17 protein-coding genes are annotated in these 23,101 nt (G+C 72.0%); 8 read left to right on the top strand and 9 right to left on the bottom strand.

Going from position 1 to position 23,101, the window contains the following annotated elements:
- Positions 1-74 precede the first annotated feature (74 nt).
- From B5557_RS26875 to B5557_RS26860, 4 genes are all read right to left on the bottom strand, one after another.
- Positions 75-1,208 (bottom strand): SIS domain-containing protein, encoded by a 1,134-nt coding sequence (locus B5557_RS26875; RefSeq protein ID WP_079661868.1) that lies wholly within the window; start codon positions 1,206-1,208, stop codon positions 75-77.
- A gap of 146 nt (positions 1,209-1,354) precedes the next feature.
- Positions 1,355-1,525: a Trm112 family protein gene (locus B5557_RS26870; RefSeq protein WP_079661867.1), complete on the bottom strand. Its 171-nt coding sequence runs from the start codon at positions 1,523-1,525 to the stop codon at positions 1,355-1,357.
- Positions 1,526-1,697: 172 nt separating this feature from the next.
- A complete protein-coding gene (locus B5557_RS26865) occupies positions 1,698-3,062 on the bottom strand; it encodes a phosphomannomutase/phosphoglucomutase (protein ID WP_079661866.1) in 1,365 nt (454 codons plus the stop codon).
- A gap of 465 nt (positions 3,063-3,527) precedes the next feature.
- On the bottom strand, positions 3,528-3,950 hold the full coding sequence (locus B5557_RS26860) for a DUF3499 domain-containing protein (RefSeq protein ID WP_079661865.1): 423 nt from the start codon (positions 3,948-3,950) through the stop codon (positions 3,528-3,530).
- A 376-nt stretch (positions 3,951-4,326) separates the two neighbouring features.
- Here B5557_RS26860 and B5557_RS26855 point away from each other — a divergent pair, with 376 nt between their 5' ends.
- Entirely contained in the window at positions 4,327-4,707 is a 381-nt protein-coding gene (locus B5557_RS26855; protein ID WP_079661864.1) for a metallopeptidase family protein, read from the top strand.
- A 52-nt stretch (positions 4,708-4,759) separates the two neighbouring features.
- Here B5557_RS26855 and B5557_RS26850 read toward each other — a convergent pair whose 3' ends face one another.
- The 3 genes from B5557_RS26850 to B5557_RS26840 form a co-directional block, all read right to left on the bottom strand.
- Complete coding sequence (locus B5557_RS26850; protein ID WP_079661863.1) at positions 4,760-6,286, bottom strand: DUF5719 family protein; 1,527 nt, start codon at positions 6,284-6,286, stop codon at positions 4,760-4,762.
- Complete coding sequence (locus B5557_RS26845) at positions 6,283-10,005, bottom strand: glycosyltransferase family 2 protein (RefSeq protein WP_079661862.1); 3,723 nt, start codon at positions 10,003-10,005, stop codon at positions 6,283-6,285. Before B5557_RS26845 ends, B5557_RS26850 begins: the two co-directional genes overlap by 4 nt.
- Positions 10,006-10,188: 183 nt before the next feature.
- Positions 10,189-10,458: a WhiB family transcriptional regulator gene (locus B5557_RS26840; RefSeq protein WP_020128551.1), complete on the bottom strand. Its 270-nt coding sequence runs from the start codon at positions 10,456-10,458 to the stop codon at positions 10,189-10,191.
- Positions 10,459-11,192: 734 nt separating this feature from the next.
- Between B5557_RS26840 and B5557_RS26835 the strand changes: the two genes are divergently transcribed.
- The 4 genes from B5557_RS26835 (at position 11,193) to B5557_RS26820 (ending at position 15,446) form a co-directional block, all read left to right on the top strand.
- Positions 11,193-11,744, top strand: a complete 552-nt coding sequence (locus tag B5557_RS26835) for a cysteine dioxygenase (RefSeq protein ID WP_079661861.1) — start codon at positions 11,193-11,195, stop codon at positions 11,742-11,744.
- Positions 11,745-11,929: 185 nt separating this feature from the next.
- Positions 11,930-12,889 (top strand): 2-phospho-L-lactate transferase, encoded by a 960-nt coding sequence (gene cofD / locus B5557_RS26830; protein WP_079661860.1) that lies wholly within the window; start codon positions 11,930-11,932, stop codon positions 12,887-12,889.
- Positions 12,886-14,241, top strand: coding sequence for a coenzyme F420-0:L-glutamate ligase (locus B5557_RS26825; RefSeq protein ID WP_079661859.1), 1,356 nt, complete (start codon positions 12,886-12,888; stop codon positions 14,239-14,241). The genes cofD and B5557_RS26825 overlap by 4 nt, the downstream gene beginning before the upstream one ends.
- Before the next feature lie 161 nt (positions 14,242-14,402).
- A complete protein-coding gene (locus B5557_RS26820) occupies positions 14,403-15,446 on the top strand; it encodes a DNA-3-methyladenine glycosylase family protein (RefSeq protein ID WP_079661858.1) in 1,044 nt (347 codons plus the stop codon).
- A gap of 164 nt (positions 15,447-15,610) precedes the next feature.
- Here the strand turns inward: B5557_RS26820 and B5557_RS26815 are convergent, their stop codons facing one another.
- On the bottom strand, positions 15,611-16,693 hold the full coding sequence (locus B5557_RS26815; protein WP_079661857.1) for a sugar phosphate nucleotidyltransferase: 1,083 nt from the start codon (positions 16,691-16,693) through the stop codon (positions 15,611-15,613).
- A gap of 197 nt (positions 16,694-16,890) precedes the next feature.
- Positions 16,891-18,567, bottom strand: a complete 1,677-nt coding sequence (locus tag B5557_RS26810; protein ID WP_231976046.1) for a peptidoglycan recognition protein family protein — start codon at positions 18,565-18,567, stop codon at positions 16,891-16,893.
- A 149-nt stretch (positions 18,568-18,716) separates the two neighbouring features.
- On the opposite strand from B5557_RS26810, the gene B5557_RS26805 reads away from it, so the two are divergent.
- The 3 genes from B5557_RS26805 (at position 18,717) to B5557_RS26795 (ending at position 23,070) form a co-directional block, all read left to right on the top strand.
- Positions 18,717-19,475, top strand: coding sequence for a TIGR03089 family protein (locus B5557_RS26805; RefSeq protein ID WP_079661856.1), 759 nt, complete (start codon positions 18,717-18,719; stop codon positions 19,473-19,475).
- A gap of 294 nt (positions 19,476-19,769) precedes the next feature.
- Entirely contained in the window at positions 19,770-20,975 is a 1,206-nt protein-coding gene (locus B5557_RS26800; RefSeq protein WP_079661855.1) for an LCP family protein, read from the top strand.
- Positions 20,976-21,219: 244 nt separating this feature from the next.
- On the top strand, positions 21,220-23,070 hold the full coding sequence (locus B5557_RS26795) for an LCP family protein (protein ID WP_079661854.1): 1,851 nt from the start codon (positions 21,220-21,222) through the stop codon (positions 23,068-23,070).
- The last annotated feature ends 31 nt before the right edge of the window (positions 23,071-23,101 follow it).

Below are 23,101 nucleotides of genomic sequence, written 5' to 3'. Positions count from 1 at the left end.
CCTGTCTGTCCGGCCGGCTGACTGTGTCGTCGGGCTGTGGATCGAGCCCGGGCGTTACGAGCGTGTGGCTTGCGTCAACCCTGTGAGGCGAGCGCCAGGTAGACGGCGGCGAAGTCCGTGGTGGCGATCAGTTCGGCGAGGGTGACGAGTTCGTCGCCCGCCTCGGGTTCGAGTTCGCTGATCGGCGTGTCGTGGCTGAGGGCCAGGTCGCGGGCGGCCGGGGCGGCGGTGAGGCCGCCGATGGGGCGGTCGCGCAGCAGCACCACGCGCGCGTGCAGGGCCGGGGGCTCTTCGACGCGGTCGCGGAAGAAGTCGTCCGGGTCGGCGCTGGCGGCGAGAGGGCCGGCGAGGAGGGCGTTGTGTCCGGCCAGGGCCTCGGGGAGTTCGGCGACGAGGGCGGGGCGGCCGGCGAGTTCGGCGAGGGCGGCGGCGAAGCGGCGGCCCGCGGGGCCGGCCGAGGTGCCTTCGGTCCAGATCACCGGGAGGGTGTCGGCGAGTTCGGCGGCCAGGGTCTTCGCCGGGTTGCTGTAGGTGGCGATGGCGGGGCCGCAGCGTTCGGCGATCTGATCGAGGCGGTCGGCGACCTTCTCGATCGCCTCGGGCGGGGCGGAGAGCAGGGCGATGCGGTCGAGGAGCGCGAGGAGCGGGGTGAGGAGGGCCCAGAGGACGCCGGGCGCGGAGGCGGCGACGGGGGGCTGCTCGTCCTGTTCGTACGGGGCGGTCGCCAGCGGGACGAAGAGGCCGTGCGCGGCACTGAGCGCCTCGGTGAGGGGGGTGTGGGCGGGGGCCACGGCGACGACGGTGCAGCCTCGGCGGTAGGCCTGCTCGGCGAGGAGGGAGAGGCCGGGTTCGCTGCCGTCGGGGGTGGCGATGAGGAGGAGGTCCACGGAGCCGGCCCAGCCGGGGAGTTCCCAGCGCAGGGCGCCCGCGGCGGGGGCGACGCCGGTGGGTGTCAGGTGGATGACGGGGCAGGAGGCGCCTGCGAGGGTGCCGAGGAGGTCGGCGACGCAGGTGGCGGCGGCCCCGGGGCCTGCGATGAGGATGGCGCGGGGGCGGCCGTCCGGTGCGAGGTCGTGGACGCCGGCCTCGGCCGCGTGCCGGGCGGCGGTGCGGACGCGGGCGCCGGCTTCGGCCGCGCCGCGCAGGAGGGCTCGGCGGTCGGCCTCGGCGAGGGCCTCCGGCGTGTCGAGCAGAGAGTCGTCGAGCATGGCGGCAGTCTCCGATCGCCTAAGGCGTCGTCGGGTTGCGGGGCCGGGGGCGAGATGCCCTGCGGGGCGTGGTCGCCCGGCTGGGGGGTCCTGGCGTCGGGTGGGCGTGGCTGCGCGGTGCCCGGCGCCCGGTGGTCGGTGTGGGGTTATGCGGGGTGGCGGGCCTCGTCGACGAGGAGGACGGGGATGCCGTCGCGGACGGGGTAGGCCAGGCCGCAGTTCTGGCCTGTGCAGATCAGCTCTGTGTCCTGCTCCTTGAGGGGGGCGTGGCAGGCGGGGCAGGCGAGGATCTCCAGGAGGCCGGCTTCGAGCGGCATGGGGTTTCCCTTCGGCGTGTGGGGGTGTGCGGGTGTGTGGGGCGGTGTGCGGATGTGCCTGGTCAGGGTACCGCTGGTGAGGGTGGGGTGCGGGGGTTGGACGGGGCGCGGTGGGGGCGGGGGGGGGGGACCCGGCCAGGGGCTGTGGTCCTGGGCCGGCTCCCGGTGGGGCTCAGGAACGGATGATGGCCAGGGCCTCGTCGCGGATGTTGGTCATCGTCGGTTCGTCGCGGGCTTCCGCGTTGAGGCGCAGGAGGGGTTCGGTGTTGGAGGGGCGGACGTTGAACCACCAGTCGGTGGAGGAGACGGTGAGGCCGTCGAGTTCGTCGAGGGTGACGTCCTCGCGGTGGCCGTAGGCCGCCTTGATCGCGGCGATGCGGTCGGCCTGGTCGGCGACCGTGGAGTTGATCTCGCCGGAGCCGGTGTACCGGTCGTAGGCGGAGACCAGGGCGGAGAGGGGGCCGTCCTGGGTGCCGAGGGCGGCAAGGACGTGGAGGGCGGCCAGCATGCCGGTGTCGGCGTTCCAGAAGTCCTTGAAGTAGTAGTGGGCGGAGTGTTCGCCGCCGAAGATCGCGCCGGAGCGGGCCATCTCCGCCTTGATGAAGGAGTGGCCCACGCGGGTGCGGACGGGGGTGCCGCCGTTCTCGCTCACCACCTCGGGGACGGTCCAGGAGGTGATCAGGTTGTGGATGACGGTGCCCTTGCCGCCGTTGCGTGCGAGTTCGCGTGCGGCGACCAGGGCCGTGATCGCGGACGGGGAGACCGGCTCGCCCCGCTCGTCCACGACGAAGCAGCGGTCGGCGTCGCCGTCGAAGGCGAGGCCGAGGTCGGCGCCCTCTTCACGGACGCGCTGCTGAAGGTCCACGAGGTTCGCCGGATCCAGGGGGTTGGCCTCGTGGTTGGGGAAGGTGCCGTCCAGCTCGAAGTACATGGGGACGACGGTCAGGGGCAGGCCCTCGAACACCGTGGGGACGGTGTGGCCGCCCATGCCGTTGCCCGCGTCGACCACGACCTTCAGGGGGCGGATGGAGGTCAGGTCGACGAGGGCGCGCAGGTGTGCCGCGTAGTCCTTCAACGTGTCGGTCCGGGAGATCGTTCCCGGCTGTGCGGCGGCTTCGGGGGCGCCGGTGTCCGTCCAGCGTTCCACCAGTTCGCGGATCTCCGTCAGGCCTGTGTCCTGGCCGACGGGGGCGGCGCCCGCGCGGCACAGCTTGATGCCGTTGTACTGGGCGGGGTTGTGCGAGGCCGTGAACATGGCGCCGGGCAGGTTCAGTGCGCCCGAGGCGTAGTACAGCTGGTCCGTGGAGCACAGGCCGATCTCGGTGACGTGCACGCCGAGTGCCGCCGCGCCGCTCGCGAAGGCGCCGGTGAGGCCGGGTGAGGAGGGGCGCATGTCGTGGCCGACGACGATCGCCTCGGCGCCGGTCACCCGGGCGAAGGCCGCGCCGAAGAGTTCGGCCAGTGACTCGTCCCACTGGTCCGGGACCACCCCGCGTACGTCGTACGCCTTCACGATCTGTGACAGATCAGCAGCCACGGCCAACCTTCCTGAAGTCCCTGGAGTCCTGTGGGTCACCACAAACTACCCGGGCCGGTTCTTGGTCCGCTGTGGGGCCGTCGTCCGAGGTCGGGCCGGTGCTACGGCAGCATCGGGTCCAGGAGCGGTGAGCGCGGAGACGGCGACGCCGGACCGGCCGGGCCCGGTGACAGGCGCTCGCCAAGGCGGCGCCGATGTCGGCGAGTTGCGCGCAGACGTGGTCGGGGGTGCGGCGAACTGCTCGGCGGCGAGGGCGGTTCCGTGGGCCGGGGCGGGAACTCGGGTCGCGCGCAGGCCTGGTCGGCTGTTCATGAGGCCGACCGGGAGGACCACGTTTCCGGTCGCGATTCCGGTCGGGATTCCGGTCGCGTTTACGGTCGCCCTGTCCGGCCGGGTGTGCGGCCCCTCATCGCGGCCAGGATCACAGCATCCGGAAAGCGGTTTCTCGTGAAGGGCGGGAACCGCTCAGTTGTCCGGTGAGCGGAGCACCCGCAGATGGCCGCGGCGGGCGACCTCCATCGGGTCCGCCGTGCGGGCACCGCCGCCGGCGCCGGCCGCACGCTCCTGCGGACGCGCCGCTTCACGGACCGCGTTGGCAAGCGCTTCCAGGTCGTCTCCACTGGGCCGCGCGGGAGCCGAACCGTCAAGGAGGCGGACGACCTCCCAGCCGCGCGGGGCGGTGAGGCGCTCGGAGTGCTCGGCGCACAGGTCGTAGCAGTGGGGTTCGGCATAGGTGGCGAGCGGGCCGAGGACCGCGGTCGAGTCGGCGTAGACGTACGTCAGCGTCGCGACGGCGGGTCGGCCGCAGGCGGTGCGCGAACAGCGACGTACAGGGCTCACGACGTTGGACGGTACCGCACTCTTGAGCGGGCCGCGACGACTCTCCACCAGGTCACTCCACCGTGTCGTGTTGTGAAACGCCCCACGCGCCACTCCAGTCATACCCCGCTGACCTGCGCGAACACCAGTCATTAAACGCAGGAAGACGGCGACCCGCGGTCATCACTCGGCACAAACGGCATCAATTGCCATGAGTTCGCCGGTCTGGGAGAGATACGGAATCGAGCCCAACCTTGGCTGGAATGGTCATCCCGCGACATGCCGTGTATGGCGGCCCAAGGCGGCCCGGATGCCGTGCGGTGTGCCGTGCGGTGTGCCGTGCGCCGGCTGCGGCGGGGACTACGCTTCAGTAGTGATGGACAGCCCCGTACCGCCCCCCGCCGCAGGCCCCGGACCCCGTCGTCGCGATCGCCACGGCCGGGGCATGCGGGGGCCGATCGCGCCGCCGCAGGTGCCGTTGGCCGCCAGCCGTGCCGAGGTGTTCGCGGATCTCGTGCAGGACTCCGTGGAGCGGCTGGAGCGGCGGTGGCCGCAGCTCGCCGACATCGACTTCATGGTGCTGGAGGTACCACGCCTGGACACGACCCCGGAGCCCTGGAACGACGAGGCCGTCCCGTTGGGCGGGACGGTTCCCGCGCGTGAGGGGCGGCGGGCGCGGGTCGTCGTCTATCGGCGGCCGGTCGAGATCCGCACCAAGGGGCGTGACGAGCGGGCCGCGTTGGTGCACGAGGTGGTCGTGGAGCAGGTCGCGGAACTGCTCGGGCTGACTCCGGAGACGGTGGACCCGCGCTACGGCGAGGACTGACCACCGGCCGCCCCCGTGCCCCTCGTTCGAGGGACCCGGGCACCCTTTCGGGTTACTTCTGCAGCACCGCGACGTCCTCGTCGGCCTCCGGCACTGCCACTGTGCCCCGGTCGTGCGGCAGGGTCTGGATCGTGAAGCCGGGGACGCCGTCCTCGGTCGCCGCCAGGGTGCGGGAGGCGTAGACCGGGGTGTCCGTGAGGGGTTCCACGGTGAGCGCGTAGGTGCCCTTCAGGCCGGTGGGGACGGGGAGTTCGACGTCCTGCGTGGTGCCGGCCCTGACCGTGTACGTCTTGGACACGGGTGTGCCGCCGCCGCTGCCCGCGGACGCGGTGACCTTGACCTTGGCGGTGCCCTTGGGGGCCGTCAGGGAGAGGGTGGAGCCCTTGGCGCTGTTGTCGGCGACGGACGCGCGCGTGCCGACCGGCGCGGTGGCGGGGATGAACGCCGACTCCTGGTTGGCGCCCTTGCCGCGCAGGACGCGTACGCCCGCGACCACCGGCGCGGAGGAGCCTGTCGGGGTCAGGATCAGGGAGCCGGCCTCCCCGCGCGTGACGTCGCCGAGGTCGACCGAGGTCGTCATGCCCGCCTTGACGTGCAGCGTCTCGTGTCCGGCCGGGGTGATCAGCCCTGAGGGGGAGGCGAGTTGGACCTTCAGGTCCGCGTCGGCCTCGCCGGGCGCGAAGGCGACGAGACGGACGGCCGTGGCGTCCTTGGGGATGCCCGGGATGACCTGGGCGGCCGCCGGATCGGTGGAGGCGGCCAGCCAGTCGCCGCCGAGCTTTGCGTCCAGGGCCTGGACGGTGGCCCCCACGCGGCCGCTGCGGACGTTGACGTGGACCGTGAGGTCCTCCTGCTTCTCGGCGATGAGCGTGGACAGCAGGATCGGCTCGCTGGAGTGCGCCGGGACCGTGATGCCGTCCCCCACGGTCGTCGCGAGGGCGCCTGTCCTGCCGTAGAGCTCGATGTCGACGACGGCGGCGGAGTCGTCCGGGTTGGTGAGGTGGACGTAGTCCGTGCGGTCGGCGAGCGTGCTGGCGCCCGGGAACCAGAACTCCGTGTCCGGCGCGGTGCAGGTGACGCCCTGGAGGCCGCGGCCGGTGCCGGCGGCGACCTCGGTGGTCTCCTGGACGGTCCAGCCGGGGGCGAACTTCCCCTCGGCGGTGCCCAGGAGCGCGGGCGCGGCGCCGCCGGTGGTGTCGCCGACGGCCGGGGTGCCGGGCGCCTTGGGCGTGAGCACGGGCTTCGCCGCCGTCTTCTTCTTTGCGCCGGTCTTGCCGGTCGCCTTGCCGCTCGTCGCGTTGCCCGCGGCGGCCGCCGACTCATCGGCGGCCGCCGTGAGCCGGGCCGTGCCGTCGCCGTCCGTACCCTTGGTGACGGGCGTGAACGACGTGTACGACGTCTCGGCGAGGTCGGAGGTGCTGGGTGAGGGGCAGAGCAGGCTGGTGCGCTCCACGGGCAGTTCGGCGGCCGCCTTGGCGGTGCCCGGGCCGGGGGTGTCCGGCTGGTTGAGCGTGGCGAACCCGGTGACGGCGGCGAGTGCGGCCGTGCCGGCGATCAGGGACAGGGTGGTGCGGTTCACTGCTGGCTCCCGTCGGGGCGCTCACTGCCGGTGCCGTGGGGGTGCTGGGCCGGGTCGTAGGCGGGGTCGTAGCCGCCCTGGCCGTAGGCCGACGGGTCGTAGCCCTGCTGCTGGTAGGCCTGGTCGTACGGTGCCTGCTGGGCCTGGCCGTCGTAGGCGTACGGGTCGTACTGGCCGGCCTGGTAGGGGTCGTAGGACTGCTGGTCGTAGCCGCCGTCCGCCGGGTACTGCTGGGTGTTCTGGTACTGCTCGGCGGTGTAGCCGGCGTACTCGGCGCCCTGGTAGCCCGTCTGGTCCCTCCCCCAGGCCCGATCCTGCTCGCCCGGGGGGACCCCCATGCCGTAGGACTGCTGCTGCGGGACCGCGACGAGCGCCTGCTCCTCCTGCGGAGGAGCGGGGAACTCGTCGGCCCGGGTGGGCTCTTCGGTGTCCGTCTCGGCCTCGGCCTGGGCGCGCAGGCGGCGGGCGCGGCGGCCCTCGCCCTCCGCGGCCTGGGCGGGGATCGGCTCCTCCTCGGGGAGGTCGTCGTCGACGTCGCGGCGGCGGCCGGGGAGGGCGAGGACGACCAGGACGAGGGCGAGGAAGCCCTGGGCCCACAGCCAGGCGGTGTGGGTGAACGGGTCGTCGTAGGTGACGTCCAGTTTCCCGCCGGAGTCGGGGAGTTCGAAGCCCTGGGCCCAGCCGTCGACGGTGGTGCGGGTGAGGGCCTTGCCGTCCAGGGTGGCCGTCCAGCCGTCGGCGGCGGCGTCGGCCAGACGCAGGACGCGGCTGCCGGAACCGTCGGGGACGGTGGTGTGGATGTCGACGGGGCCCGCGGCGACCGGGGTCGCCGCGCCCTTGCCGGAGTCGGCGACGATCGCCGCGCGGGACACCTCCTGGTTCACCCGCCACAGGGCGCTGCCGTCCTGCTGGCTGAGCCGCTTCAGGCCGGGTGTGGCGTCCAGGACGCGGGTGACCTCGCGGGGGGCGCCCTTGTGGACGAGGACGTAGCCCACGGCGAACTTGCCGAGTTCGTCGGCCTGGTCGGCGCCGGAGCCGGCCACAAGGTTGGCGACGGCCTTGTCGAGCTGCTTGTTCTCGCCGTCGGCCGCGGCGAGTTCGGCGTCGCCGAGGCGGGCGCCCGAGCCGCGGACCAGCATGTAGCCGACGTGGGCGGTGGAAGCGCTGTCGAGGACGAGGGTGCGGGCCTGGTCGCGGTTGCCGGCCTCCTCGGCGACGAACGCGGGCACCTGCACGGGGTCGCGGCGCTCCAGGGGGCCGTCGGCGCCGCCGATCATCCAGCCGGCGGCGACGAGCAGCGGGCCCGCTGCCGAGGCGAAGGCGATGAGGACGGCGACCGGCTGGCGCCAGCCGAAGCTCTGCTCGGCGACACGCGTGCGTGCCCCGTCGGCGCCGATGACGGCGGCGGCGAGGAGCGCGAGGCCGTAGACGAGGGTGGCCGGGCCGGCCCAGGTGGAGCTGTTGGACAGGACCGCGAGGACGAGGCCCACCAGGGCGACCGCCCAGGCCGCCCAGACGCCGAAGTGACGCTCGGAGCGCAGCAGGGCGGCCAGCGCGGCCAGCACGATGCCGATGAGCATCAGGCCGTCGACGGTGCCGGGGCCGCCGGGGCTGGCGCCGAGCAGGTCGAGCGCGGTGGCGGTCGACGGGCCGTAGTCGAGGCCGGCCTGGGTGAAGAAGCCGAACGGCAGCAGGGACAGCGACCAGGGCGCGAGGATCAGCAGCGGGGTGCCCAGCTGGGCCAGGAAGCGCGGCCCGTAGGCGGTGATGTCGCGGCGGCGCACGGCCAGGACCGCGAGCCCGAGGACGAGGGCGACGGGCCAGATGATCGGCGTGAACGCGGTGGTGATCGTCAGCAGCAGCGCGTACGCCCAGGTGGCGCGCCAGCTGCCGCGGGCGCCGGAGGCATGGGTCAGGCCGCTCGCGGCGACGCCCGCGCGGGCGATGAGCGGCAGCAGGACGGCCAGGACGGCGGTGCCGACGCGGCCGCCGGCGAGGGCGCCGGTGGCGGCCGGCAGGAAGGCGTAGACGACGGCCGCCCACGCGCGCAGGAGGCGCGATTCGACGAGCGGGCGGGACGCGAAGTAGGCGGTGACGCCGGCCAGCGGCACCGAGCAGACGAGCAGCACGGTGAGGGCGAGGCCGGTCGAGCCGAGCAGCAGGGTGGCCAGCGTCGCGATGATCGCGAGGTAGGGCGGGGCGGCCGGGGTGCCGCCCGCGCCGACCGGATGCCAGGCGTCGAGGTAGCGCGACCACAGCTCGGAGGCGTCGGCCGGGGCGGGCAGCAGGGCGCCGCCCGCCAGCGCGCCGCCGCCGAGGAGGTTGCGGCAGGCGACCAGGGAGACGAACAGGAGAATCAGGAAGAGCACCGGGCCGGGTTTGCGGGCGATGCGTTTGAGGCGGGCGAACTGCTCGATCTCCAGGAAGTCCGCGTCGTCGCCGCCGGGTCCGGACTCGACGGCGCCGCCGTGCCGGCCCGCGCCGGAGACGGCCTCGGGGTCGGAGGAGCCGAAGAGGTCGCCGGCGACCTGTTCGACGGTGGCCCGCACGGTCGCGCCGGGCGGCGGGAACAGGGGGCGCAGTTCGTCCTTGCCGACCGTCGGCTTCCCGCGGCTGCGCCGCCCGGCGATGATCCGCTCGGGGCGCAGCAGGGTGCCCAGCAGGCCGCGGATCTCGTCGAGGGCCTGTCCGGGGACCTTGCCGACGAGATAGGCGACCGTGCGCAGCAGCGTGCCGAGGACCAGGCGCACCAGGATCCAGGGCAGCAGGGCGGTGCGGCTGTTGACGAGGAGGGTGTAGACGGCGCCGGCCTTGTCGACCTTGTGCGGGGAGGCGCTGGTGCGGCCCGCGCAGTCGACGGTGCGGCGCTCGCGGGAGGCGGCCTCGGCGTGCCGTACGACGGCCTCGGGGGCGATGAGGACGCGGTGGCCCGCGGCCTGCGCGCGCCAGCACAGGTCGACGTCGTCGCGCATCAGGGGCAGCCGGCGGTCGAAGCCGCCGAGCTGTTCGAAGACGTCGCGGCGGATCAGCATGCCGGCGGTGGACACGGACAGCACGGACCGGACGTGGTCGTGCTGGCCCTGGTCCTGTTCGCGGCGGTCCAGGCCGGTCCAGCGGCGGCCGGAGTGGGCGATGGTGACACCGACCTCGAGGAGCTGGCGGCGGTCGTACCAGCCGCGGAGCTTGGGGCCGACGATCGCCACGTCGTCCCGGCCGAGTTCGAGTTCGTTCTCCACCACGCGCAGCATTTCGGCCAGCGCGTGCGGTTCGGGGGCGCAGTCGTCGTGCAGCAGCCACAGCCACTGGACGGGCTCTCCGTGCGGGAGGTCCGGCAGGTCGTAGGCGTCGTCGCGCCACGTGCGCGTGACGGGGTCCCAGCCGCTGGGGCGCTTCAGGTAGGGCAGTTCCTCGGGGGTGAGGACCGGGGCCGTGCGGTTGGCCTCCTCGACGGCCTGGCCGAAACCGGTGCGCCGGGCGAGGTGCAGGACGCGGTCGTCACCGAGGGCGTCGGTGACCAGCTGCGCGGAGGCGTCCGAGCTGCCGGTGTCGGCGGCCATGACGGACTGCACGGGGCGCTCCTGGCCGAGCAGCCCGGCGAGCGCGTCGGGCAGCCAGCGGGCACCGTCGTGGGAGACGATCACCGCGGTCACTACATGACGCGGGAACTCAGGTGTGGCAGCGCTGTCGTGATGGGCTGCCGTGTGGCTGTGCACGGACATCGAGGTACGGGCCCCGGTTCGATGGACTGCGGTGGACGCCGGCGCCGCGCGCGGGCGGCGGGGTGTCTCGGACGAGCGCCCACACTATCGGCTGGGCAGGACGACGGCCCGCCGCCTGTGGACAACCCACCTGCGACGGGCCGTTGGGCCTGTGCGGACGTACCTCTGTGGAGCGGGCGGTTCTCAGACCGCCGCCTTCTTCAGCCGGCGGCGCTCCCGCTCGGACAGGCCGCCCCAGATGCCGAATCTCTCGTCGTTGGCGAGGGCGTACTCAAGGCATTCGGAGCGGACCTCGCAGGCGAGGCAGACCTTCTTGGCCTCGCGGGTGGAGCCGCCCTTCTCGGGGAAGAAGGACTCGGGATCGGTCTGGGCGCACAGCGCGCGCTCCTGCCAGCCGAGTTCCTCGTCCGCGTCGTCGACGTCGACCAGCAGTTGCTGCACCAGCTCGGTCATGTGCGCCCCTCGCTCTGTCTTTCGCGTCCCCGTGACGTGGCCGTTACCGATTTCGGCTGAACGACACGAGTGAAATTACAAGTGTGCTGCTCCGGGCGAGTCAAGCCGAGATCTGCTATTGGGCCCCTTATTCACTCTGCGGAACCAAGGCCATGCAGTAAGTGTTCAAATCGCCATAAACCTTGACAAGCAGATGAAGCCCCGGAGGATCACGGCCCCGCACAGCGCTTGCACGAGGAATGACGTCCAGAAGTTCGATCTCGTTGCGGCACGCGCACGGAAGCGAACCGGATCACAGTCCGATCACGAGGTCGCCACGAGGCTTGTGCGCCCGGCTTGTGCGCCATGTGTCCCGGTCGGCGTGTGCACAAACCTTTCACCTCACAGATGGACCGGAAGAGGTGAACCATGTCCCACATACCGGGCGTCGAGTTGACAGTGAAGGTGTGAACCGATGTCCTTGTGGGCATGCTCGCGAACTTGGCACTCACCTCGACCGGCTCCGCCGGGTCCCACGGTGCTGCCCGCGCTCGCTGTAGCTGTTGTCGTTGTTCCAGCTGTTGAGCCCAACGCGCTCCGGCTGCTCCTTCTGAGTCCACCGCGACTCGGCTGCTGTCTCCCCTTGGCCCACACCAGGGCGCCCCTGTTCCACCCGTGATCCGGGCGGACGGTACGCGACACCCAGCAAGCCCCCCACTCCTTCCGCCTCTCCCGCCGAGGAACCACCGCATTCCATGAACAGCGACAGCGACCTCCAGATCGCCGGCGACATCCTCGAAGTCCCCCACCTCCTGCAGGCACCGCGCGAGCACCCGGCCACCGTCGCCGACTTCGTCGGCCTGGCCCGCTCCATCGCCGCCGACCGCGCCCAGTGGGAGCACCTGGTCCGGTACGACGCCACGACCCGCTGGTACCACCGGCTGCAGACCGGCCCCGGCTACGAGGTGTGGCTGCTGTCCTGGGTGCCCGGCCAGGGCAGTGGGTTGCACGACCACGGCCGCTCCAGCGGCGTGCTCACGGTCCTGGACGGCGAGCTGACCGAGCACACCGAGCGCGGCACGCGGGTACTGGGGGCGGGGACACAGCGGGTGTTCGCGCCGGGATACGTGCACGAGGTCGTCAACGACGCACTGGCGCCGGCGGTGAGCCTGCACGTGTACTTCCCGGGCCTGACGGAGATGCCGATGCTCCCCCAGTCCGCGCTGCGCCCGACCGCAGGGACCCGGAGCCCCATCGCGTGCGCGGCCCTCGGGCCCTCCGAACAGGTGGACGCGGTCGGCGCGTAGGCAGGGCGGCGCGGTCGGCGTGTGAGCAGGGCGCTGCCGACGTGCGGGAGGTGCCGGCGTATGGACGGGGGGAGCGTGTGGGCGGGGGTCGTCGGCTCGTACGGGTGAGCTGGTTATCCACAGGGGGGGGCGGTTGTCCACAACCGGCCGTCGCGTTGTCGTGGTCGCCTGCAAGACTTGCTCTCATGCGCATTGTGGTTCTGGCAGGCGGCATCGGCGGTGCCCGGTTCCTGCGCGGTCTGAAGCAGGCCGTGCCGGACGCGGACATCACGGTCATCGGCAACACCGGCGACGACATCCATCTCTTCGGGCTGAAGGTCTGCCCGGACCTCGACACGGTGATGTACACGCTCGGCGGCGGCATCAACGAGGAGCAGGGCTGGGGTCGTTCCGACGAGACCTTCCATCTGAAGGAGGAGCTCGCGGCGTACGGCGCCGGGCCCGGGTGGTTCGGGCTGGGCGACCGGGACTTCGCCACACACATCGTGCGGACGCAGATGATCGGCGCCGGGTATCCGCTGAGCGCGGTGACCGAGGCGCTGTGCGACCGGTGGAAGCCGGGGGTGCGGCTGATCCCGATGACCGACGACCGGGTCGAGACGCATGTCGCGGTCGAGGTCGACGGCGAGCACAAGGCCGTCCACTTCCAGGAGTACTGGGTGCGGCTGCGGGCGTCGGTGCCGGCGCAGGCGGTCGTGCCCGTCGGCGCCGAGCAGGCGAAGCCCGCGCCCGGGGTGCTGGAGGCGATCGCGGGCTCGGACATGGTGCTCTTCCCGCCGTCGAATCCGGTCGTCTCCGTCGGCACGATCCTCGCCGTGCCCGGCATCCGCGAGGCGATCGCCGAGGCCGGGGTACCGGTGGTGGGCCTCTCCCCCATCGTCGGGGACGCTCCGGTGCGCGGCATGGCCGACAAGGTGCTCGCGGCGGTCGGCGTGGAGTCGACGGCCGCGGCGGTCGCCGAGCACTACGGGCCGGGACTGCTCGACGGCTGGCTCGTCGACACCGTGGACGCGGGCGCCGTGGAGCGGGTCGAGGCGGCCGGGATCCGCTGCCGGGCCGTGCCGCTGATGATGAGCGACCTCGACGCGACCGCGCAGATGGCTCGGGAGGCGTTGAAGCTGGCGGAGGAGGTGCGGGGGGCATGAGCGGATCCGTCGAGAGTGGTTACCGGGTCTGGGCCGTGGGCGGCCTGCCGGAGGTGCAGGCCGGGGACGACCTCGCCAAGATGATCGCCGCCGCCGAGCCGGGGCTCGTCGACGGGGACGTGCTGCTCGTCACCTCGAAGATCGTCTCCAAGGCGGAGGGGCGGATCGTCCGGGCACAGGACCGGGAGGCCGCCATCGACGCCGAGACCGTACGGGTCGTGGCGCGGCGCGGGCCGCTGCGGATCGTCGAGAACCGGCAGGGGCTGGTGATGGCGGCGGCGGGCGTGGACGCCTCCAACACTCCTTCGGGGACGGTGCTGTTGCTGCCCGAGGACCCGGACGCGTCGGCGCGGGCGATCCGGGCCGGCCTGCGGGACGCCCTCGGCGTCGACGTCGGGGTCGTCGTCACCGACACCTTCGGACGTCCCTGGCGCGCGGGGCTCACGGACGTGGCGATCGGCGCCGCGGGTGTGCGGGTGCTGGACGATCTGCGCGGCGGCACGGACGCCCACGGCAACCCGCTGAGCGCGACGGTCGTCGCCACGGCGGACGAGCTGGCCGCCGCGGGGGACCTCGTGAAGGGAAAGGCGGCCGGGCTGCCCGTGGCCGTGGTGCGGGGGCTGGGGCATGTCGTCGTCACCAGGGACGGCGGGACCGGCGAGAACGGCGGGGACGTCGGACCCGACGGGGAGGTCGAGGGCGCGCGGGTCATGGTGCGGGGGGCCCGCGACGACATGTTCCGTCTGGGGACGTCCGAGGCGGTGCGGCTGGCGGTCACGCAGCGGCGGACGGTGCGGTCCTTCACCGACGAGCCGGTCGATCCCGGGGCGGTACGGCGGGCCGTCGCGGCGGCCGTCACCGCGCCGGCGCCGCATCACACGACGCCGTGGCGGTTTGTGCTGCTGGAGTCGCAGGAGTCGAGGGTCCGGCTGCTGGATGCCATGCGGGACGCGTGGATCGCGGATCTGCGGCGGGACGGGAAGTCCGAGGAGTCCATCGCCAAGCGGGTGCGGCGGGGTGACGTCCTGCGCAACGCGCCCTATCTGGTGGTTCCGTGTCTGGTGATGGACGGCTCGCACACCTACGGGGACGCACGGCGGGACGCGGCCGAGCGGGAGATGTTCGTGGTCGCGACCGGCGCCGGCGTGCAGAACTTCCTGGTCGCGCTGGCCGGGGAGCGGCTGGGATCCGCGTGGGTGTCGTCGACGATGTTCTGCCGGGACGTGGTGCGCCAGGTGCTGGAACTGCCGGAGGGGTGGGATCCGATGGGCGCGGTGGCGGTCGGGCACGCGGCTGAGGAGCCTCGGGCCCGGGGGGAACGGGAGGTGGAGGGGTTTGTCGAGGTGCGGTGAGATACGCGGTGCTGTACGGGTGCGGTCACATGCCTGGTGCTGTACGGGTGCGGTCACATGCGCGGTGCCTGTGAGGTACGCGGTCGTGTGTGGGGTGCGGTGATGTGCGTGGGTGCGCCTAGTCTCTAAAGCAGCCTCTTCGTCGACCTGGGACTTCATTCGTGGCAGGACGGTTCGATCCTCGGCCCACGCGTACGACCGTGCGCGGCGGGCATGCCGGGGTGCCCGGCGCCGGGCCTGGCGGGGTCCCGCGGCAGATGTCGGGGGCGGGGCCGGAGCAGGTACGGGTTCCAGTTCGGGTTCGCGAGTACGTCCCGGAGGGGGCGCTCGATCTTGGGCTCGTGCTCGGGCCGCTTCGGCGCGGGCCCGGGGACCCGACGTTCCGGGCGATGCCGGACGGGTCCGTGTGGCGGGCCAGCCTCACCCCTGCCGGGCCGGGGACGCTGCGGGTCGCCGTGACCGGCGGCGGCGTGGTGCGCGGGGAGGCCTGGGGGTCGGGGGCCGAGTGGTTGCTCGAGCAGTTGCCGGAGCTGCTCGGGGCCGCGGACGCGCCGGAGGCGTTCGTGCCTCGGCACCGGGTGGTGGCGACGGCCCGGCATCGGCGGCCGGGGTTGCGGCTGACACGGACCGGGTTGGTGCTGGAGTCGTTGATCCCGTCCGTGCTGGAGCAGAAGGTCACGACCGACGAGGCGTACCGGGCGTGGCGGTTGTTGGTGCGCAAGTTCGGGGAGCCCGCGCCCGGACCTGCGGCGGGCGGGCGGCTGTGGGTGATGCCGGCGCCTCGGACATGGGCGTTGATTCCGTCGTGGGAGTGGCATCGGGCGGGGGTCGACAACAAGCGGGCGTCGACGATTCTGCGGGCGGTGCGGGTCGCCGCGCGGCTGGAGCAGGCGGTGGGTATGGAACCTGCCGCTGCGCAGGCTCGGTTGGAGGTCGTGCCGGGGATCGGGCCGTGGACGTCTGCGGAGGTGGTGCAGCGCAGTCATGGCGCCGCCGATGCGGTGACCGTGGGGGATCTGCATCTGCCGGGGATCGTGGGGTGGGCGCTGGCCGGGGACCGGGATGCCGATGATGCCGCGATGTTGGAGTTGCTGGAGCCGTATGCGGGGCAGCGGCATCGGGCGGCTCGGTTGATTCTGCTGAGCGGACGGACGCCGGCGCGGCGGGCTCCGAAGATGCCGAAGACCGACATCGGCCGGTTGTAGGTGGGCCGCCGTCGGGGTTGCGGTACCTGAGGGGCTGCGCCTTCAGCTCCCCGATCGGCCCCCAGGTCCCCGATCGGCCCCCAGACCCCCGATCGGCTCTGAAGGGGCCTCGTCCTCGAACGCCGGACGGGCTGGATTTCCCTGCGGGCGGCGGGATGGCGCGTCTACTGGTCCGAGGAGAACCGCACCGCGCCTGCCGGGATGCGCGCGTCGCACCACACCCGCGCGCCGTCGCGGAGTTCGTTGTCGGGGCCGATGATCGCGCCGTCGCCGATGACCGTGCCGGTGAGGACGGAGCGTTCGCCCACGCGGGCCCCGGTGCCGATGAGGGAGTCGGTGATGACGGCGCCGGGTTCGATGACGGCGCCGGGAAGGATCGTGGAGCCGAAGACCCGCGCGCCCTCCGCCACGAACGCGCCCTCGCCCACCACCGTGCCGCCGGTCAGCTTGGCGTCGGGGGCGACCCTGGCCGTGGGCAGGACCAGGCGGTCTCCGCAGCGGCCGGGGACCGCAGGCGACGGGGCGCGGCCGAGGACCAGGTCGGCCGAGCCGCGGACGAAGGCCGCGGGGGTGCCGAGGTCCAGCCAGTACGTCGAGTCGACCATGCCCTGGAGGTGGGCGCCGGCGGAGAGGAGGTCGGGGAACGTCTCGCGCTCCACCGACACCGGGCGGCCCGGCGGGATCGTGTCGATGACCGAGCGGCGGAACACGTAGGCGCCCGCGTTGATCTGGTCGGTGACTATCTCCTCGGGGGTCTGCGGCTTCTCCAGGAACGCCAGGACCTTGCCCGTCTCGTCCGTGGGGACCAGGCCGTAGGCCCGGGGGTCCGTGACCTTCGTGAGGTGCAGGGAGACGTCCGCACCCGTCGTCTCGTGCGTGGCCACGAGTCGCCCGATGTCCAGGCCGGTGAGGATGTCGCCGTTGAAGACCAGCACTGGGTCGTCGGGGGCCGAGTGCAGCCGGGACGCCACGTTGCGGATCGCGCCGCCGGTGCCGAGGGGTTCGTCCTCCGTCACGTACTCGATGTGCAGACCCAGTGCCGAGCCGTCGCCGAAGTACGGTTCGAAGACCTCCGCCAGATAGCTCGTCGCGAGGACGATGTGGTCCACGCCCGCCGCTCTCGCCCGCGCCAGTTGGTGCGTGAGGAACGGCACGCCCGCCGCCCTGACCATGGGTTTGGGTGTGTGCACCGTGAGCGGGCGCAGCCGGGTGCCCTTGCCGCCGACCAGGAGGATCGCTTCTGTCACCGTCGTCTCTGCTTCCTGCCGGGACCGGCCGAACTGTCTTTCGACCGGCCAGTTTATGCAGACCGTTGTGTGGCGACTTCCAGGCCGTTGGTGTTCGGTTCCCGTCCCCCGAACGTTCCGTTCCAGACCAAGGAGCGTTCCGTCCCGGTCCCAGGAGACTGTCCCCCCGACGGCTGCTGAATGTGCCCCCATCTCCCTCAGCGCCCCTGGTAGCGCGCCGCGGTCGAACGGGCCGAGCCGAGCTTGCCGTAGAGCTGCTTGCCCGGGCATTCCGTGGCGTAGCCGTCCCGGTGACCGGAGATCACATTCAGCCGTACGTTCTTTCCCTTTGCGTAGAGATTGCCACCCGCGGACTTCAGGTATGTCTTGCCTTTCGGATTCGCCCCGAAGAGTCCGAGCTTCCACGCCGTCAGTCGGGCGACGGCCGTGACCGTGGCGGAGTTCGGTTGGGCGCTGGAGAAGGTGCCGAGGACGGCGATCCCCATGCTGTTGGTGTTGAACCCGAGGGTGTGGGCGCCCAGGACCGGCTTCGCCACTCCCCCGGCGCGGCCCTCGTAGATCTTCCCGCACTTGTCGACGAGGAAGTTGTAGCCGATGTCGCGCCAGCCCATGCTCTTGACGTGGTAGCGGTAGATACCGCGGATGACGGAGGGGGCCTGCGAGCACTTGTAGGTGTTGCCCGACGCCGTGTGGTGCACGAACGCCGCCTTGACGGACGTCGTGTAGCGGAAGCCGCTCTCGCGCAGGCTCTCGTCGGCGCCCCAGCCGCGGCGCGTGACGATGGTCGGGCGCGGGCCGATGTACGGCTTCGTCCGCTGGGCCGACGTCAACTCGGCCGCGCGCAGGCTGAAGAGCTCGCGTTCGGTGCCCCCTCGGTCCAGGGCGGGGATCTCCGTGGCGCCGAGCGGGGCGAGGGGGGTGTTGACGGCCGAGGCCTCGATCGCCGCGGGCGTCATCTCGGTGGCGTCGACCTGCGTTGTGGTCGTGTCGGCGGGCGTTGTGGTGGTGGTCGTGGAATCGGCCGTTGTGGTGGTGGTCGTGTCGGCGGGCCTTGCGGTGGTGCCCGCGTCGGCACTTGCCGGGGGCCGGTCGGCCTTCGGGTCGGTTCCGACGGGCGGCGTTTGGCTGGACGGGGGGCCCGCCGGGGCGGCCGGGGCGGTCGTTCCGGGGTCTACCAGTTCCAGGCGCAGGCCCGCGGGGAGGGGGGCGGCGGTCGAGAGGATGCGGGTGCCGCGGGCCGTCTCCTCCGTACGGCGTTCCATGTCCGGATGGACGCGGATCTCGACGCCGTCGGAGTCGCCGACCCAGAGCGGGGCTGTCGCGCCGCGGACCTGTCCCGAGACGCTCTCGGGGGTGCCGGGGTCGGCGCCGTGGTCGGCGTTGTGCGTCTCGACGTCCTGCCAGCCGGACCAGGCGCCGGCGCCGGCCGGGCGGGTACGGACCTGGACTCGGCCGTGGAGCTCGGTGGCCGGGTCGTCCCAGACGACGCCGAGGAGGGAGAAGTGGCGTACGTCCCGACGGGGCAGGCCCTGGTCGACGACGACGCCACCGAGGGCTCGGTCGCCGGTGAGCGGGGTGAGGGGCAGCGACTGGGTACTGCCCGGGAGGCCCGGTACGTCAGGTAGGTCGGATCGATCAGGTAGGTCGGGGCGATCAGGTAGGTCGAGGCGATCTGGTCGGTCAGGTAGGTCGGGGCGGTCGGGTAGGGACCGTGTCGGGGGGGTGTCGGGGCTTGTGGCCCTGGTCGTCCCGGCGGACGCCGCCTCTGCGGCCGGCGCCGGTCGCACCGTCGCCGCGGTGGCGGGCGGCGTCAGCGGGAGGGCGAGAGCCGCCACGCAGGTGACACCGATCGAGGAAGCAAGCAATCCACGCATGCCACCGATCCTGGACATAGTCATACATTTCTGTCCATCGGGGAGTTGACGGGCCGTCGGGCGCGTTCCGCCGAACCGGTGGCGCCGGGAGGGCTCCGGGAGAGGGCCGTGACACGTGCGGCAGCGGGGCGGCGCGTACGCTTGCGCGGGTGACTGCCACCGATCGCACCCCTGCCGACCTGCTGCGTTCCGCGCTGGCCGCGGACCCCGCGCGTCCCCTGGTGACCTTCTACGACGATGCCACCGGCGAACGGGTCGAATTGTCCGTGGCCACCTTCGCCAACTGGGTGGCCAAGACCGCGAATCTCCTCCAGGACGGGCTGTCCGCCGAGCCCGGCGACCGGGTCGCGCTGCTGCTGCCCGCACACTGGCAAACGGCGGTGTGGCTGCTGGCGTGTTCGTCGGTGGGCGTCGTCGCGGACGTGGCCGGGGATCCGGCGCGGGCGGACTTCGTCGTCGCCGGGCCGGGGCAGTTCGAAGCGGGGCTGGCGTGCCGGGGCGAGCGGTACGCGCTGTCGCTGGCGCCGCTCGGCCGACGGTTCGCGCCGGGTCCTCCCCAGGGGTACGACGACTACGCCGTGAGCGTCCCGAGTTTCGGGGACCGCTTCGTGCCGTACGTCCCCGTCGACCCCGAGGAGCCCGCGCTGATCGTGGCCGGGGGCGAGTACACCGGTGCGGAGGTCGTGGAGCGGGCGCGGGCGGAGGCGTCGGGGCTGGGGCTGACCGGGCCCGGGTCACGGCTGCTGTCCGGGCTGGCGTACGACACCTGGGACGGGCTGAGCGCTGGGTTGTACGCGCCGTTGGCGAGTGGGGGGTCCGTGGTGCTGTGCCGGAATCTGGCGCAGCTCGGCGAGGAGGCGCTGGCGAAGCGGATCGAGAGCGAGAGGGTTTCGGCTACGGCTCGGTAAGGGGGTTGGGGGCCGGGGGTGAGGTGCGGTGGCCGGTGCCGGTGAGGCACCGTGCGGCTGAAGGTACGCGCCCCCGCCTTCTGTGCGCCGCCGGGCAGGGTGTGCCGCACCGCAACCCACCCGACACCCCGGGGTCGCCCCCCCCACCCCGCTCACAAGGCCCCGCCCCTCACCCATTCGGCTCACCCCCACCCGCCCCCGCCCCCCACTTCGCGCCATCGTCGTAAGTGCAGCCGTGGTGCGGTGCTGCGGTGGTGTTCTGTGCGCTCGCGTGGCGGGAGGGGGTGATCGGACATGAAGTACTCCTTGCGGCCGCGGCAGTGGGAGCTGTGGCGGTCGCCTCCGGTGCGGCGTCGGCGGCGGTGGGTGCGGTACGGGGTGGGGGCCGTGGGCGTGGTCGTGCTGGGGGTCGGGGTGGCCGGGTGGGTCGTCTATGTGAAGCTCGACGGGAACATCACGCCCGATGACGCGGCCGCGGCGGAGCTTGCGCGGTATGCGAAGGAGCGGCCGACGTCGTTGGTGAAGGACGCGCAGAACATCCTGCTCATCGGGTCCGACTCGCGGGCCGGGGACGGTAACGAGGAGTACGGGCGGGACTCGGGGACCGAGCGGTCGGACACGACGATCCTGCTGCATCTGGCCGCCGGGCGGCGCAGCGCCACCGCCGTGTCCCTGCCCAGGGATCTGATGGTGGACGTGCCGGCGTGTCTGCGGGCGGACGGGAAGCGGGCCGAAGCGACCTTCGCGATGTTCAACTACGCGTTCCAGACCGGGGGTTCGGCCTGCACGATCCGGACGGTGGAGAAGCTGACGGGGGTACGGATCGATCATCACGTCGTCGTCGACTTCAGTGGGTTCAAGGATGTGGTGGACGCCGTGGACGGGGTGGAGGTCTGTCTGAGCAAGCCCATCGACGACAAGGCCGCCAAGCTGCGGCTGCCCGCCGGGAAGGTCACGCTCGACGGGGAGCAGGCGCTCGGGTACGTGCGGGCCCGTAAGTCGCTGGGGGACGGGAGTGACACCGACCGGATGGAACGGCAGCAGCGGTTCCTCGGGGCGCTCGTCAACAAGGTGCAGAGCAATGACGTTCTGCTGAACCCGGTGAAGCTGTATCCGGTGCTGGACGCGGCCACGTCCTCCCTCACCACCGACCCGGATCTGGCGAGTCTGCGCGGACTCTACGAACTCGTGCGCGGTTTGCGAGACATTCCTACCGAACATGTGCAATTCCTGACCGTTCCACGGGAGTCGTACGTCTACAACGCAAATCGCGACCAACTCGTGGAGCCCGAGGCGGAAGAACTCTTCGAGCGGTTGCGCATCGACGCGCCGCTCGTGGTTTCCAAGGAAGTTCCCACGAAATCCAGCTCTTCGAAGTCTCCCGGCTACGGACCGTACGGATCCTTGGTTGTGAACCGTGCGGCTTACGCGGCGGTTTCGCCCACTCCGCCCGCTCCGACGTTCCGCGGAAACACCGCCGCCGAGGACGCCTGCGGGTAAAGCGCTCACCAAACCGAGCCCTTGCGGAGAACTGGAGTTCAAGGAAATGGGGCGGATTGCCCGCTTGTAGGGGCGTGGAATTTGTCACGGCCGTCGCCCGACGCTGAACTGGGCGGATAGTGTGAGCGGTCCGGTGCACCTGGCCGCGAGGTCCTTCCTGGGGTCGCGCACCGTGTGACCGAGACCCGAGCGCCTTTGAAGGGGGAAAGGCGCCGCGTGGCCCCGACGGAGGATTCGGACAACCGTGGACGCGCAAGGCCGTGGGCGGGCGGACAACATCGATCCCGCAGACCAGTGGGTGCTCAATCCGAACACCGGTGAATACGAACTGCGACTGAGTCCTTCCGGACCGCAGTCGGCGGTGCCCGGACCGCGCAGATCCGGCTCCGGCCAATCCGGCGGTGGCGGGCGCGGCGGCGGTGGTTCCGCGCGCGGTCGTACAACGGGTACGACGGGTACGACGGGTACGACGGGAGCGGCGGTGGGGCAGGGTGCGATGTCACCCTCGTCGTCCCTCTCGCCGTCGGCCTCGCCGTCCGGGACGGCGCTCAGCACGGAGGTGCCGGGGCCGCGCCGGCGCCGGGGTACGCCGGAGGAACCGGTGACGAACCGGCGTGGGCGCCGGCCGGTGAAGAAGAAGTCGAAGGCGAAGAAGATACTGCTGTGGACCGGCGGGGTCATGGCCTTCGTGCTGGTGGGTACGGCCGGTGCGGCCTACCTCTATCTCCAGCACCTCAACGACAACATCACGTCCGTCTCCGACGACGGCGCGAGCACCGGTGGCTTCAGCAAGGACAAGGCGATCAACCTGCTGGTGATCGGCACCGACAAGCGCACCGGTTCGGGCAACGAGGGCTACGGCGACTCCGGCAGCGTGGGGCACGCGGACACCACGATCCTGCTGCACGTCTCCAAGGACCGGACGAACGCGACCGCGCTGAGCATCCCGCGCGACCTGATCGTGGACGTCCCGGACTGCCAGACCGCGCAGCCGGACGGCACCACCAAGGTCATCCCGGGCACGAGCGGCGTCCGCTTCAACACCAGCCTCGGGCAGGACGGCCGTACGCCGAGCTGCACCGTGCGCACGGTCACCGAGCTGACGGGGATCCAGGCGGACAATTTCATGGTCGCCGACTTCAACGCGGTGAAGACGCTGACCACGGCGGTCGGCGGTGTCGAGGTGTGTCTGGCCAAGGACATCGACGACAAGGACTCGAAGCTGAAGCTGGCCAAGGGCACGCACCTCATCCAGGGCGAGGAGGCGCTGGCCTTCGTGCGCACCCGGCACTCGGTGGGCTTCGGCGGCGACCTGAGCCGGATCCAGCTCCAGCAGCAGTTCCTCAGCGCGCTGATGCGCAAGCTGAAGTCGAACGACACGCTCACCAGCCCCACCAAGATGATCAAGCTGGCGGAGGCGGGCACCAAGGCGCTGACCGTCGACTCCCAGCTCGACAGCATCAACAAGCTGAAGGACCTGGGTCTGGAGCTGGGCAAGCTCAACGTCAAGAACCTGACCTTCACCACCGTGCCGGTCGTCGACAACCCGGCGGAGAAGGTCAAGGCCACCGTCGTCCTCGACAAGTCGTCGGCGTCCACCGTCTTCCAGATGATCAAGGATGATGTCTCGTTCACCGAGGTGAAGGAGAAGGCGGCGGCGTCGAAGAACGCGGCGGCCGCGGCGGCCGCGGCCCGTCTGAAGGGCCCGCAGTCCGCCGCCTCCGCGGTGCGGGTGCGGGTCATGAACGGCGGTGCGCCCGCCGGCAGCGCACAGGAGACTCTTAACTGGCTGCAGAATGATGAGGGCGTGACGAAGTCCGAGAACGCGGGCAACGCACCGGCAGCACTGGCCAGGACGACGCTCGAGTACGGGCCCGACCAGGCGGACCAGGCACGCAAGCTCGCCGCCGTCATGGGGCTGCCCGGTACCGCTCTGAAGCCGGGCAAGAGCGTTCTGAACTCCCAGGGTCTGCCGACGATGACGCTGACGCTGGGCAAGGACTTCAAGGGCGCGGGCGTCTCGCTCACGGCGCCGGCGAAAGTCCCGGACTCGGTCCAGAAGTCCACAGCGGACAAGGTCCAGTGCGCCAAGTAGGTAACCCTTCGGGCCCGTCGAGCGTCTGACT

Source organism: Streptomyces sp. 3214.6 (assembly GCF_900129855.1).
GTDB classification, from domain to species: domain Bacteria; phylum Actinomycetota; class Actinomycetes; order Streptomycetales; family Streptomycetaceae; genus Streptomyces; species Streptomyces soliscabiei.
This window is presented reverse-complemented; position numbering and strand designations above follow the sequence as displayed.

Excerpts from the sequence above, each read along its gene's own strand:
- B5557_RS26875 (WP_079661868.1), bottom strand. The coding sequence starts at position 1,208 with ATGCTCGACGACTCTCTGCTCGACACGCCGGAGGCCCTCGCCGAGGCC.
- B5557_RS26870 (WP_079661867.1), bottom strand. The coding sequence starts at position 1,525 with ATGCCGCTCGAAGCCGGCCTCCTGGAGATCCTCGCCTGCCCCGCCTGC.
- B5557_RS26855 (WP_079661864.1), top strand. The coding sequence starts at position 4,327 with ATGCGGGGGCCGATCGCGCCGCCGCAGGTGCCGTTGGCCGCCAGCCGT.
- B5557_RS26845 (WP_079661862.1), bottom strand. The coding sequence starts at position 10,005 with ATGTCCGTGCACAGCCACACGGCAGCCCATCACGACAGCGCTGCCACA.
- B5557_RS26840 (WP_020128551.1), bottom strand. The coding sequence starts at position 10,458 with ATGACCGAGCTGGTGCAGCAACTGCTGGTCGACGTCGACGACGCGGAC.
- B5557_RS26835 (WP_079661861.1), top strand. The coding sequence starts at position 11,193 with ATGAACAGCGACAGCGACCTCCAGATCGCCGGCGACATCCTCGAAGTC.
- cofD (WP_079661860.1), top strand. The coding sequence starts at position 11,930 with ATGCGCATTGTGGTTCTGGCAGGCGGCATCGGCGGTGCCCGGTTCCTG.
- B5557_RS26825 (WP_079661859.1), top strand. The coding sequence starts at position 12,886 with ATGAGCGGATCCGTCGAGAGTGGTTACCGGGTCTGGGCCGTGGGCGGC.
- B5557_RS26810 (WP_231976046.1), bottom strand. The coding sequence starts at position 18,567 with ATGCGTGGATTGCTTGCTTCCTCGATCGGTGTCACCTGCGTGGCGGCT.
- B5557_RS26800 (WP_079661855.1), top strand. The coding sequence starts at position 19,770 with ATGAAGTACTCCTTGCGGCCGCGGCAGTGGGAGCTGTGGCGGTCGCCT.